We start from the raw sequence: 14,391 nt of genomic DNA on the forward strand, positions 1-14,391 counted from the left end.
GTAAGCATCGGGTGTGGTGATTAGGTCTCTGCATCTTCATTTTCTGCACCACTTTCGTTGAGATAATAACTGATACTGACATTTTCTGATCCAGCTATCAGGTTTCCGCTTTGGGTTAAATCAAATGGTTCTGCGGCTACACCATCATTGTTATCATCGCAGGCTTCTAATCTCAGAGCATCGGGGTCGGTCTCACTTGGACTTGGCAATGGCAACACGCTGATGGTCATAATTACCGTATCAAAGCATTGATTTTCTGTAGCTGTATCAACGACTTTGATGAAAATACTTTGCGGTTGACTCGTGTTGGTATAGTCCGTCGGATCAGTTATCGGGTTGTCATTGTCTAAATCGGCTTGACTTTCATAATAGGTGAATTGTAAGTTGGCTGGAACTACCGTTTGTCCGACTATCTCTGCCTCTTTGACCGTTAAATCAAAACTAATCTGTGGAAATGGATTTTGATTAGCATCATCATCACAAACTTCTAACACACTTGGTGCGGTAATGGCTGGTAATGGTTCTACCGTTAGTGTAAAACTATTATTGGTATCATCTGTAAAGTCAAATAAGTCAACACAGCCGGTTGCTGTGTTTTCTATACGCACATATATAATCTGTGGGTTGGTGATATTGGTGTAATTACTCGGTACGGCTATGGCATTGATGCCATCCTCGGCGTCTTGTTGGGTCTCGTGATAGGTGATTTGTATGTTTGTCGGGTCTTGATTGCCGAGAGCTTCTGGAGTGTTTTGGGTTAAATCAAAACTCGCAAAGCCATTTGCAGTCTCATCATCACAGCGTGTTAAGTCTTCTAAGTTTTGTATTTCTGGACTGGGGATTACAATCAAATCTAATGGACGTGTATCATAACAACCTGTACCATCATCGCCGTTTGGTCCTGTGTTTTCCGCTCTGACATAAAGGGTTTGTTGGTTGGGGTTGTTTGTTCCAAAAGGCTGTGTGGTGTCTATCGGATTGACTCCTAAGTCGGCATCGGCTTGGGTCAAGTGAAAAGTAATTGTTACCTCAGGTTCATTGTTTAGAATATCTGCAATAGCGGCATCTAAATCAAATTCTGCAAAGCCGTCATTGTCGGGGTCACAAACCTCTAAAGGTTCTAAAGTTGGAGCTAAACTCGGCACAGGATTAACCACCAAAGTTAAAGTGGTAAAGTCTTCGCAACTTGTTGTCTGACTGGTTACCTTCACCTCTATCGTTTGGGGATTTATAAGGTTGACATAACTGTCTATTGGTGTTATCGGGTTGTTATTGGCTAAATCAGTTGGGGTTTCAAAAAACTCTACGTTTAGCTCATTATTGCCTTGGGTGATTTCATCTATCTTATCATTCAAATCAAAGGTGGCGATTTCATCGCTTAAATCTCCGCCTGTTTCATCATCACAAACGGCTAAGGGTTCGGGGTTGATAATCTCTGGTAATGGCAGGACTTCTATATCAAAAGGCTCGATATTATAGCAATTTTGGGCATTGCTCGTGTCGGTTACCCGTACCCAAATGGTTTGTGGACTACTCGTGTTTTGATAGTTCGTCGGTTGGGCTATTTCATTTTGATCAGTCTCGGCATCAGTTTCATTCAAGTGGTATGTGATGTCTAAGTTTGTTGGGTCTAAACTGCCTAAGACTTCGGGCTCTATTTGTGTTAAATCAAAAAATAAAAAGCCGTCTGTATTGTCATCGCATACCGATAGAGGATCTTCTATTGGTGTCAGTATTGGACTATCGACTACTTGCAACTCAAAACTGCTGACCAAGCTACAACTGTTGTTGATGTCTTCGGTTCTAAAATAGATTGTTTGAACACTTTCTACCACATTAGAATAAGGCGAACTCAAGGCTCCAACGTTATTTTCAGCATCTGATTGGGTTAAATGATAACTGACTTGAACATCAGGGTTGGCTAAACTTATCACATCGTCTTGACTGCTTAAATCAAAGTTGTTGAAAAAGCCGTCGTTGTCATCGTCGCATTCTACGATGTTTGGTGGGGTTAGGTTCACTGGGGCAGAATCGGTTACCGATATCTCAAAACTCGCTATTTCAAAACAGTTTGTTGGATCGCCAATGTTCTGCACTCTAACCCATATGGTCTGTGGGTTGCTGGTGTTAGGGTAAGCCGTGGGATCTGGAATGGGGTTTGACCCGCCATTGGCGTCGGCTTGGGTTTCGTGGTAACTCACAGAATGCGTCGTGGTGTCTTGGTTAGGTCCTAGTACCACAAAATTGTTTTCTGTGAGGTTGAAAGTGGCTGTACCTGTGCCACTACCGTCGTCGCATAAACCTAAATCGTCGGGTTGTAATATCTCTACATCAAAGATTTCAATGGTAAAACTGTCGGTAGAAAAACAATCTGAGCTGTTGATGTTTTCGGCTCTGATAAATATCGTTTCTTGATTGTTTGCAGGTTGGTAGTTGGCAGGATCTGGTATGGGATTGTCTCCTATATCGGCTTCGGCTTGGGTGTTGTGATAGGTGAGTTGGGTTTCTGCTGGGTTTGATATGCCTAAACTACTCACATTGTTTTCGGTTAAATCAAAAGTTTGGGTTAGGGTGAAATCGCCGCATTCTTCTAAAGCAATGGTCTGAATAATTTGAGGTTGTTGAATTACTATTAAGTCAAAACTAGCAACTTCAAAGCAATCTGGATTATCTTGATTTTCTACACGTGTCCAAATGGTTTGAGGGTTAGACAAATTAGTATAGCTTGCTGAATTAGTTATTGCACTTGCTCCAGCTACAGCATCAGATTGAGACTCATAAAAAGTAGCGTCAAAATTGGGATTATTTGTTAACACATCTGAACCAACTATATCTAAGTTAAATATTGAAGTTCCGTTACTAGACGATTCACAATTTTGTAGATCCTCAAGTTGGCTAGGTAATTGGGGTAAATTATTGATTGTGAGTGATAAATTAGTAAATGCTTCGCAACCTGTAATTTGACTAGTCACTTTAACTTCTAATGTTTGAGGGTTTGATGTATTGACATAACTATCAATTGGTGAAATAGGATTGTTATTATCAATATCTGACTGGCTTTCAAAAAATAAAACATCTAAATCATTATTAGATTGAGTGATTTCATCTATTTTTTGACTTAAATCGAATGTGGCGGTTTCATCGCTTAAATCACCATCAAAAGTATTAATACATACACTAAGTGGTTCAGGGTCTGATATATCATCTTCTAAAACTGAGCAACCTTCTTCATTAACAACAATCAAATAGTCTTCAACTTCACCATTAGGTGCATTCCCAAAAGCTGTACCAGCCGATAATTCATCAGTACTCAATCTTAATCTTAAAAATTTATTTTCAATTGTTGAGTTAAAATTAGATGGGACATTAAATGTTAAAGGATAAGTTGCAAATCCGGAATTAGCAGGTATAGTTAATAATTGGGATTTTTCATCTGTATCTGCAATAAAATCTCCATCATCATTCCAGTCTATAAAACCATAGCTAAAAACTGTTTCATTCTCATTATTAGTCACACCAACATCAACTGTAAAAGTTCCACCAGCTGTAGGAGATGTGTATAAAAACAAAGAAATAGCATCCTCTTCATCACCGTCACCAGTAGCGTCTGCTGTGGGTTGATTAGTGAGTTCATCACTTGGTAGAATCGATCCAAAGTACACATCAGGGTTAATAAGTGCTCCAGCGGCAACAGGAGGCTGTTTTCGTTAAGATCATAAGAAATTGGAGCATCACCATAGTCAAAGATTCCTCCAGTAATATTAACTTGACAATTGAAAAATTCAGCACATCCGCTTGAAGACTCAGCTTCGAGTAATAAGTTTACTAATCCATTTGCTTTATCTACATCATTGATGATATAGGATGTTGATGCGGTTGAAGGATTAGTAAAGTTTCCTCCAGAGCCAGAAGTCCAATTTATAGTTATCGCATTAGACACTGAAAAATTTAATACAATATTGGTATCATTAATAGTAACATTAGTGGGACAATTTCCAGTTATAATAGGGATTTGACCTGCGGTAACATTGTCAAAACCAATGGCGTTGCCCGTATTATTTACAGTATTTGGTATTTGAGATACTTCTGCAGATAAGGTAGTTACACCAGTTCCTAACATAATATCAACATTAAATGTTGAAATACCACCAGCTAAGTTAAAAATAGCAATAGAATTAGCCCCTGATTGTTGAGATAATGCGTTAGCAACATTAGGATAAGCAGGATCAAAAATATTAGGTTCTGCCAGTGCTAGCCCATTGGTTAAATTGTAGGGTTCACCATTAAATAAAGAACCTGTTCCTGAAAGATCTAAAGTTAAAATTGTATTATTAAAGGTCAAACCGCTTTGGTTATTGATTGTTATAGTAGCTTCGCTAAAATCTCCAGGACAGCTTCCATCCCCAGTCAATGAAACATCTACAACAACCTGTTCACCAGGTACACAATCTGAACTGCTCCCATTAAAAGAAAGATCATCTGAAGTATTAGCTGTACCATCATACCCGTCTAAGCCAGTTTGATTTCCAACAGTAAAATCTGTGTTTGGGGTAATTACAACAAAAGGAGCGATTCCATCATCAGCTATAGCTGTTATTCCAACACTATAATCATAATCACCAGGTGGCATATCACTAATATCATAGACTAATTGCTGAGTAAAACAAGTTTGAGCAGGAAGTTTAGTCACGACTAAATTTTCATACCAGATAATTTTATCTTCAGAAGTTGAAAAAGAAAGCACATCTAAATCACCATCTCCGTCAAAGTCTGCAAGAAATACAGATTGTGGGTTATTAATTGATTCAGTTATAAATTGTCCAGCACCAAAATTACCATTACCATCATTTTCAAACCAACTAATTTTAGACTGAGCAGTAAATGTGCCAGAAGAAGATAAAATATCTATATCACCATCATTATCATAATCTGCGGGAAAAATTGATTGAGCAGAACTAACGGCGTTGCTGATAACAACCTCAGGGTTAAAATTACCATTACCGTCGTTTTCTAACCAAGTGATTTGATTAGCTCCAGTTGCTACAATATCCATCAATGAGTTGCCATTTATGTCTGCAATGTAAACTTCTTCATCAGTAGATTGAGAGACTGTAATGAATTGCTCTGCACCAAAATTTCCTGTACCGTCATTGGCATACCAAGCAATTTTATCATCTTCTGAAGATATAGATACAACATCTAAGTCTCCGTCTGTGTCAATATCACCAACTGCTAAAGACATGGCACCATCTGCATTGGATGAAATAATTTGTTGCGAACCAAAATTACCTGCACCATCATTTTCATACCAAGCCACTGTATCGTCATCAAAAAATGCGACCAGCACATCCAAATCACCGTCGCCATCAACATCAGCAGTTCTAATATCTTCAGGTAAATTTAATGCTGAAGAAATTATCTGCTGTGAAATAAAATTTCCTGCTCCATCATTTTCAAACCACGATATTTCATTGGGGAAATCACCACCAGAAATGACATCAATATCACCGTCGTTATCAATATCGGCTACAAGTATAATTCTACCTGTGCCAATATTAGAAGCAATAGGCTGTTGTGCTCCAAAATTACCAGTACCGTCATTGGCATACCAAGCTAATTTTTCATCAGTGATATTTGCTGATAACACATCCATATCACCGTCACCGTCGATATCAGCGGCATAGATATCTCTTAAATCTGTATTTTCATTTTCGGAAACTATCTGTTCTGGACCAATAGCATTATCTATTATAAAGGGGCTGTCTCCTATTGTAGAAATGCTTACTAAATTAAAACCGTCAGGTGGTATATGATTGATATCAGACACACCCATTATAGCATTGCCTGTTCCTATATTACATACTTCTACAGTATAAAATACTTGACTATCGCATCCCACACCAAGATTAGTAACCTGAACATCAATATAAGCAAATTCTGAACAATCTCCTTCATCTATTCTATTTATAGGGTTCGAAATATTGTTTGCTACCTCTTCTTCAGTATCAATTTCAACCTGATTAGGCAAATTAGAAAATAGTAAAGGAACTTGATTTCCAGGGATACTACCATCAAAATTAACTACTGCATATAGTTCAGTTGCACTAAGAAATATTTGATTGCTTATAGATGCGGTAAATGTCCCGCCATTTGAAGGTATATTTTGTGTGCCTAAATTTTCTGTAAATAAAAATTGAGTACCAGGTAAGGTTGGGTCACCATCATAAAAAGATATTTTTAGAATATCGCTAAAGTCATTTAGAAAATCATTATTAGTAATTGTAAAATCTACAACACCAATTGGTGGTCCAGGATTACAATTAGTTAGCTCATAATTTGTCAGATTTATAGTTAAATCAAATGCATTTGACAAATCTGGTGGATCGGCTTCACAACCTACTTGAGTAATACTCTGTATAAGACTAATAGCATTATTTTGTAATTCTGCATAACTATCTGCACTAAAATAGCCATTTGGTGAAGCTACATTAGTGCCCGTCAATATGTCACAAGTTGCAGAAGCATCAACGGCAAGCAGAATGATGGTAACACCTTGATTTTTAATTTGCGTTGCAGTGTTAACAATATTAGGTGATATCTGACCACAAGATGCATCTGTTAGTATTATAATAACTTTTGGCACATTTCTACCAGGAATTGGGTTTTCAATTATTGAATTAAATGCACTGATAAGAGCACCACTAAGATCTGTTGAACCAGAAAAAGGTTTAGGAGAACTTGTATAATTTACAATATCTGAAACTTCTGTGGTAAAATTTGGACCAGCTATAGGAAAATCATAATCTTCATATTCACCAACACCTGACCAACTACTTATTGAAATACGTGTCTCTGTATCTTCTAACCCTAAAGAATTAGAAAACGACAACCCCAATTCACCTATGAAATTTTTTGATTGTTCAAATTCTTCAGCATCTACTGAACCTGATACGTCGTTGGCAATATGGATATCAAGACCTATATTACAATCTTCATCATCGTTTTGTGCATGCAAACTTAAACTTGTAAATAAAACAAGTATTATTAGATATATGTAACTATAAATTTTCATGTGAAAATTTTATAAAGAATATTAAATAAAAATTAAGAAAACAATATTATAATTTTTTTTAATGAATTTTGTTAAAATTAGATGTTTTTTCCTAAAACTTATTTCCATAATACCTAAGTATTTGATAAATAGTTTTGTTTTATAATCGTAAAAATTATTTTAGTAGCACTAATTTTTTAACATACTTCCCAATCACATCAAATTCTAAATTTACAGTATCGCCTTTTTCTATATATTTAAAAGTTGTGTGCTCATAAGTATAAGGTATAATAGCGACGCTAAAGGTATTGATATCGCTATCGACGACTGTCAAACTCACGCCGTTGATAGTGATTGAACCTTTTTCTATGGTAAGGTTTTTCTGTTCGATATCATATTCAAACCGATATATCCAACTGCCATTTTGTTCATCAGCTTCAATGCAAGTTGCGACTTGGTCAATATGACCTTGAACTATATGACCGTCAAGACGAGAATTAAGTTTCATCCCGCGTTCTAAGTTTAAATAACCTCCTTCTTTTAAAGTTCCTAAATTGGTTTTGTTGAGAGTTTCATCTATTGCGGTTACACGATAAGCGTTTTTTGAAGCATCAACTGAAACAACGGTTAAACAAACCCCGTTATGTGAAACACTTTGATCTATCTTGAGCTCGGTTGCTAAATTTGCTTTGATGTCAAAATGAATATTTGTGTCCTCTTTTTCAATATTAATGACTTGACCAATTTCTTCTATGATTCCTGTAAACATATTGCAGATTTATTTAATTATCTTTGCCCAGCAAATTTAATTGAAATAAAAAGTATAACACTTTTAAAACGATACATTAATTTTTATTTAGCTTTCATTGACTTCAAAACTTATGGTAAATAAAACTACACATTCTCAAAATAAACTTCCAAAAGTTGGCATTAGCATTGGCGACATCAATGGTATTGGTTCAGAAATTATTCTAAAAACTTTTGAAGATGAACGGATGTTGGAGTTTTGCACACCTGTAATTTTCGCTCATTCTAAAATGTTGTCTTTTCTCAAAAGACATTTTAAATTGAATTTACGATTTCAAGGTATCAGCTCGCCTGACAAAGCAATAGAAAAAAAAATTAACGTGGTCAATGCTTGGAAAAACAATCCAAAAATAGAATTTGGTCAAGAACATAAAGTTGCTGGAGCATTTGCTATAAAGTCCTTACGTCTTGCAGTTAATGCCGTTAAAACAGAACAAGTAGATGTTTTGGTCACCGCACCGATTCATAAAAACAATATCCAAGCAGATGACTTCAACTTTCCTGGTCATACTGATTTTTTGGAACAAGAATTTGGTGGCAAGGCTTTAATGTTTATGGTTTCTGAAACAATAAAAGTTGGATTACTAACCGATCACATTCCCGTTAAAGATATTTCAAAACATATCACACCAGCACAGATTAAACAAAAAATTCAGACTGTAAAACAATCTTTAAAACAGGACTTTCAAATAGATGTTCCAAAGATTGCTGTCTTAGGTATCAACCCACATACAGGCGATAATGGTGTAATTGGCAAAGAAGACGACGAAATCATCAGACCAACCCTATCAGAAATCAACAAAACCGAACATTATGTTTTTGGTCCTATGCGGCAGATAGTTTTTTTGGATCCAAAAATTATAAAAATTTTGATGCCATTATTGTCGCTTATCACGATCAAGGTTTAATTCCTTTTAAAACCTTATCATTTGGACAAGGTGTAAATTTTACGGCAGGCTTAAATTTCATCAGAACTTCACCAGATCACGGTACAGCATTTGACATTGCTGGCGAAGGCAAAGCAAATGCAAACTCATTTACTCAAGCGGTTTTTGAAGCTATTAAAATTTATAAAAACCGAGAAGAATACAAGCGTTTGACAAAAAACCCTCTAAAAATTAAATAAAAACGTGCCATAAAATTAAGTTTTAATCCTTATAGTTTATAAATATTTTTTATATTTGCAAGCTCAAAATTGATGTAGTGATGTTGAATCTTGAAGATTATGCCATTCATTTTGTAGGGCTTAAAGAAGGTAAACATCAATTTGAATATAAGATAAATAACACGTTCTTTGAAGAGTTTGATTACCAAGAATTTTCAAAGTCAGATATTCAAGTTGAGGTTACTTTGATTAAGAAAAATACACATCTTGAATTTGACTTTCATATTAAAGGTAAAGTTGAAGTAGAATGTGATTTGACTTTAGAACATTTTGATTTACCCATTGAAAACAGCTTATATTTAGTTGTAAAATTTGGAGACGAATATAAAGAAGTTGACGAGGAATTATTATTTATTCCACACGGACAATATGATTTTCAGATTGAACAATTTATATATGAATGTGTAGCTTTGTCAATACCTCAAAAAAAAATACACCCTGGAGTAGAAGATGGTACTTTAGATTCTGAGATTCTTGAAAAATTAAATCATCATAGCATAGATAGAGAAAAAGATTTAAAAAATAACGAAACAGACCCACGTTGGGATAAACTAAAAAAATTACTAAAAGATTGAGTTATGGCACATCCTAAAAGAAAAACATCAAAAACGCGTAGAGATAAAAGACGCACGCATATTAAAGCCGAAATGCCTCAAATTGGCACAGATCCAACTATCAGTGAAGCACATCTTTACCACAGAGCACATTGGCACGAGGGTAAATTATACTACAGAGGACAAGTTTTAATTGACAATACCGAAGATGTTGGAATAGAGTAATATCACCTATAAAATTTTACTTCAAACTCCGTTTCAGAATATGATTTGAAACGGAGTTTTTTTTGTTTATATCATACATTTTTAACAATTTGAATGAATAATATCGTTAATAAAAAGATGAAGGTAGAATACAAGCATATATTTTAAAGAACTTTTATGAGACATTCAAAATAACATTCGGTATTATACATTAATTAATTTTATCATAAACACTTATATTTTAAAAGGAAAATAAATTAAAATCTTAAAGATATTAACTATTTTAGTCAAAGATTTTTAAATATGGTCTCAAATAACATAGAATTGACATTAAAAACCCTACCTGAAAACCCTGGAGTTTATCAGTTTTATGACAAAAACGGAAAACTACTATACGTCGGCAAAGCAAAAAATCTTAAAAAACGTGTCAATTCCTATTTTACAAAATCTCACGATTCCAGACGGATTGAAGTCATGGTTAAAAAAATAACCAACATCAAACATATTGTAGTCAATTCTGAAGCTGACGCCTTACTTTTAGAAAACAATCTTATCAAAACTCGTCGCCCTCGGTTTAATGTCATGCTTAGAGACGATAAAACTTATCCTTGGCTCTGTATCAAAAACGAAAGATTTCCAAGAGTTTTTTTGACTCGACGCGTCATCAAAGACGGTAGCGAATATTATGGACCTTTTCCTAGCTTAAAAACTGTGAAAATCCTACTCGGTCTCATCAAAGGTCTCTACCAAATACGAACTTGTAAATACGATTTATCAGAAACCAAAATAAAAGCAGGAAAATATAAAGTCTGCTTAGAATACCATTTAGGAAATTGTCTCGGACTTTGTGAAGCTTATCAAACCGAAGAAGATTATAACCGTCAAATTGAATCGGTTCGCCAAATTGTTAAAGGTAATTTTAAAAGTTCGCTAAAAGCCTTTAAACAACAAATGAAAGACAAAGCCGAAAATCTTCAATTTGAAGAAGCCGAAAAAATCAAACGTAAAATAGAAAGCCTTGAGCGTTATCAATCCAAATCTACTGTTGTCAATCCAAAAATCAGTAATGTTGATGTGTTTTCTATTGTCTCTGACGAAAGTTTTGGTTATGTCAATTTTCTACAAGTCGTTCACGGAGCAATAATCAGATCACATACTATTGAAATTAAAAAGAAACTTGACGAAGACGACAAAACTCTACTTGAACTTGGCATTGTAGAAATTCGCCAACGCTTTGAATCGCAATCCAAAGAAATATATGTCCCTTTTGAAGTCAACCTTGGTGAAGATGTGCAAGTGGTGATTCCAAAATTAGGCGACAAAAAAGCACTAATTGATTTATCTCAACGCAACGCCAAGTATTTTAGAATAGAGCGATTTAAAACCATGAAAATCGTTGACCCTGAACGACATACCAAACGTTTGATGACACAAATGAAAAAAGATTTGAGATTACCTAAAGAGCCACGACATATCGAGTGTTTTGACAATTCAAACATTCAAGGCAGCAATCCTGCTGCCGCTTGTGTGGTGTTTAAAAACGGAAACCCGTCAAAAAAAGATTATCGCAAATTTAATATCAAAACCGTTGAAGGACCAGACGACTTCGCCTCTATGGAAGAAGTGGTTTTTAGACGTTATAGAAGACTTTTAGAAGAAGACGAAAACCTGCCACAACTCATCGTGATTGATGGTGGCAAAGGTCAACTTTCTTCTGCTGTTAACGCACTTGACAAATTAGGTTTAAGAGGACAAATATCAATCATAGGAATCGCCAAAAAATTAGAAGAAATTTATTTTCCAAACGATAGTATTCCTCTATATTTAGACAAAAAATCTGAAAGTTTAAAAATCATTCAACAACTAAGAAACGAAGCCCACAGATTTGGCATCACCTTTCACCGTCAAAAACGAAGCCAACAAGCCATAGAAACCGAATTAGAAAACATCAAAGGGATCGGGCAAAAAACAGCTTTAGATTTATTGAAAGAATTCAGATCTGTGAAACGCATAAAAACCGCTAATGAAGAACAATTGATAAAAATTGTTGGTCAAGCCAAAACAAAACTAATCAAAGATTATTTTTCTGAAAACTAAATGAAACTAAAACTATACATCTCTATATTTTTTATCTACATAAGTCTGTGCAGTCAAGCTCAAACAGACACAATTCGCCCAAAAGTAGGCTTGGTATTAAGCGGTGGCGGAGCAAAAGGCTTAGCCCATATTGGGGCTTTAAAAATGATTGAAGAAAGTGGCGTAAAGATAGACTACATTGCTGGCACAAGTATGGGTGCGATTATTGGCGGACTTTATGCGTCAGGTTACAACGCAAAACAATTAGATTCGATTTTTAGCAAAACCGATTTCTCCAAACTCATCAGGGATGAATTACCACGTGACGCTAAAACCTTTTATGAACGTGAACAATCTGAAAAATATGCAATTTCATTCCCATTTGATAACTTCAGTCTAACACTTCCCACTGGAATTTCAAAGGGACAAAATATTTACAATTTATTGGCTCAACTTACACAGCACGTAAAAACCGATGATTTTAGTGAACTCAAAATTCCTTTTTTTTGCATTGCCACTGACATAGAAACAGGACAAGAAGTTGTTTTAGACCACGGCAATCTTGCTCAATCTATTTCTGCCAGCGGTGCCATACCAACCTTCTTCAGACCTGTAGAAATAAATGGACAACTACTTAGCGATGGTGGTGTAGTCAACAACTATCCCGTTGAAAAATTAAAACTCAAAAACATGGACTACATCATTGGCGTTGATGTACAGGATAGTTTATACCCTCGACAAAAACTTAAAAGCGGTTTAGAAATCATGACTCAGGTTAGTAACTTTAGAACCATTAAAGCTATGAAAACCAAACGACAAAAAACCGATGTTTATATCAGACCTGATATTAGAAATTTCAATGTAATGTCTTTTGAAGATGGCGAAACTATAATAAATGAAGGTCTTATTGCGACCATAGAAAAATATCCTGAACTTGAAAAACTCGCATCACTTCAAAATCATCCTAAAATTGAAAAAAAACCTGTAAAAATTATTGATTCTATTTACATTGACGGTATCCAAATCATTGGCAACAAAACCTTTCCAAGAAATTATATCAGGGGAAAACTACAAATAGAAACACAACAAAAAATCGCTTACGATGATTTAAATAATGGTTTGAATAATTTATCAGCCACTGGAAATTTTAATCGTGTAACCTATAATATCGAATCAGATAACAACAATCAAAATTTAATCATTAAAGTTGAAGAAAATGAAAACAAAACTTTTATAAAACTCATGACCCATTATGATGACTTATACAAAAGTGGGTTGTTGGTTAATCTCACTCACAAAAGCCTTTTTCAAACCAACGACGTCACAAGTTTTGACCTCATCTTAGGTGATAATATTCGCTATAATTTTGATTATTTTATCGATAAAGGAAAATATTGGAGTATCGGTCTAAAATCGAGTTTCAATCAATTTGATGACAATGTTGATTTTGACTTTATTCAAGAAAATTCAAACATTGGTGATTTTAATGTTAACCAAATTAATCTCAAAATAGATGATTTTACTAACCAAGTTTATATAGAAACTTACCTCTTTAAAGATTTTAGATTCGGACTTGGTTTTGAACAAAAAGACATTAACGCCAAAACAGAAACAATTATCGATGACCAAAACAACACCGATAATGCAACCGTTATTCAAGACTCTAATCTATTGAGTGCATATACTTATATTGACTTTGATAGCTTTGACGATAAGTTTTTTCCTACCAAAGGAGTATATTTTAGCGGAGATTTTCACTTTTATTTTAATGACTTAAACAGCAATGGAATCAGTGAGTTTTCTATAGTTAAAGGTCAAATCGGTTATGTTACAACGCCATTGGAAAAATTAACCACTCGTTTTTCTTCAGAGTTAGGCTTTAGACTAGGTGAAGAAGATGTCAGTAGTCTTAATTTTTTTCTCGGTGGCTATGGCAATAAAACCATCAATAATTTCAGACCGTTTTACGGTTACGACTTTTTTAGTGTTTCTGCCAATAGTTATATGAAAGGTATGATAGAAGTTGATTACAATTTTTACACTCAAAACCACTTGATTTTAAGTGCCAATTATGCCAATGTCGCAGAAGATATTTTTTCAGATGGCGAATGGTTTAGCTCTCCCGAATTTAGTGGCTATGCTATTGGTTACGGTTGCAAAACTATCTTTGGTCCAATTGACGTCAAATATTCATACTCGCCAGAAACAGGAGATAGTCATTGGTTTTTTAGCTTAGGCTACTGGTTTTAATCACCTCTATTTTAGGGCTATCCGATAAATATTTATATTTAATATTTCATCGCGAATCCCCAAGCCATTGTCAAACACTAAAGTTGTTTTACGGTGTTTTTATCTTTAACACCTAATGTGGTAGCATAAAAAAACAATTTTATAAACCATATTTTTTTGTTTTAAAAATTTTTTGACTAATTTAGTAACTTATTCATTAATATGAGCTACAGAGCTATAGAGCTATCACTTGTAGCAAACAAAGTGGTGAAAGATTACTTTACTTTGAAGCCGAGAATGAGTTT

Annotated in this window: 7 protein-coding genes and 1 pseudogene; 5 read left to right on the forward strand and 3 right to left on the reverse strand. The window is 34.8% G+C overall.

What is annotated here, in order from left to right:
• Positions 1-20 precede the first annotated feature (20 nt).
• From IGB25_RS14830 to IGB25_RS05805, 3 genes are all read right to left on the reverse strand, one after another.
• Complete coding sequence (locus tag IGB25_RS14830; protein WP_247653717.1) at positions 21-3,515, reverse strand: GEVED domain-containing protein; 3,495 nt, start codon at positions 3,513-3,515, stop codon at positions 21-23.
• The gene (locus tag IGB25_RS05800; protein ID WP_211066554.1) at positions 3,512-7,072 is read right to left on the reverse strand and encodes an FG-GAP-like repeat-containing protein; all 3,561 of its coding nucleotides are present in this window, start codon (positions 7,070-7,072) and stop codon (positions 3,512-3,514) included. Before IGB25_RS05800 ends, IGB25_RS14830 begins: the two co-directional genes overlap by 4 nt.
• Before the next feature lie 154 nt (positions 7,073-7,226).
• Positions 7,227-7,820: a riboflavin synthase gene (locus IGB25_RS05805; protein WP_211066555.1), complete on the reverse strand. Its 594-nt coding sequence runs from the start codon at positions 7,818-7,820 to the stop codon at positions 7,227-7,229.
• A gap of 268 nt (positions 7,821-8,088) precedes the next feature.
• Between IGB25_RS05805 and pdxA the strand changes: the two are divergent.
• The 5 genes and pseudogenes from pdxA to IGB25_RS05830 all read left to right on the forward strand — a co-directional run bounded on the left by pdxA (position 8,089) and on the right by IGB25_RS05830 (position 14,107).
• Positions 8,089-8,984, forward strand: a pseudogene (gene pdxA, locus IGB25_RS05810) (4-hydroxythreonine-4-phosphate dehydrogenase PdxA).
• An 80-nt stretch (positions 8,985-9,064) separates the two neighbouring features.
• Positions 9,065-9,598 carry a DUF177 domain-containing protein gene (locus IGB25_RS05815; protein WP_211066556.1) on the forward strand — a complete coding sequence of 178 codons (534 nt, stop codon included), beginning with the start codon at positions 9,065-9,067 and terminating at the stop codon, positions 9,596-9,598.
• Positions 9,599-9,601: 3 nt separating this feature from the next.
• Positions 9,602-9,802, forward strand: coding sequence for a 50S ribosomal protein L32 (rpmF, locus tag IGB25_RS05820; RefSeq protein WP_211066557.1), 201 nt, complete (start codon positions 9,602-9,604; stop codon positions 9,800-9,802).
• A gap of 282 nt (positions 9,803-10,084) precedes the next feature.
• A complete protein-coding gene (gene uvrC, locus IGB25_RS05825; protein ID WP_211066558.1) occupies positions 10,085-11,878 on the forward strand; it encodes an excinuclease ABC subunit UvrC in 1,794 nt (597 codons plus the stop codon).
• Positions 11,879-14,107, forward strand: a complete 2,229-nt coding sequence (locus tag IGB25_RS05830) for a patatin-like phospholipase family protein (RefSeq protein WP_211066559.1) — start codon at positions 11,879-11,881, stop codon at positions 14,105-14,107.
• The last annotated feature ends 284 nt before the right edge of the window (positions 14,108-14,391 follow it).

It is taken from the genome of Flavobacterium sp. CS20, from assembly GCF_018080005.1.
GTDB lineage: Bacteria > Bacteroidota > Bacteroidia > Flavobacteriales > Flavobacteriaceae > Psychroflexus.

Bases quoted from the DNA above. Each gene is read 5' to 3' on its own strand.
- IGB25_RS05800 (WP_211066554.1), bottom strand. From the start codon at position 7,072: ATGAAAATTTATAGTTACATATATCTAATAATACTTGTTTTATTTACA.
- IGB25_RS05805 (WP_211066555.1), bottom strand. From the start codon at position 7,820: ATGTTTACAGGAATCATAGAAGAAATTGGTCAAGTCATTAATATTGAA.
- IGB25_RS05815 (WP_211066556.1), top strand. From the start codon at position 9,065: ATGTTGAATCTTGAAGATTATGCCATTCATTTTGTAGGGCTTAAAGAA.
- rpmF (WP_211066557.1), top strand. From the start codon at position 9,602: ATGGCACATCCTAAAAGAAAAACATCAAAAACGCGTAGAGATAAAAGA.
- uvrC (WP_211066558.1), top strand. From the start codon at position 10,085: ATGGTCTCAAATAACATAGAATTGACATTAAAAACCCTACCTGAAAAC.
- IGB25_RS05830 (WP_211066559.1), top strand. From the start codon at position 11,879: ATGAAACTAAAACTATACATCTCTATATTTTTTATCTACATAAGTCTG.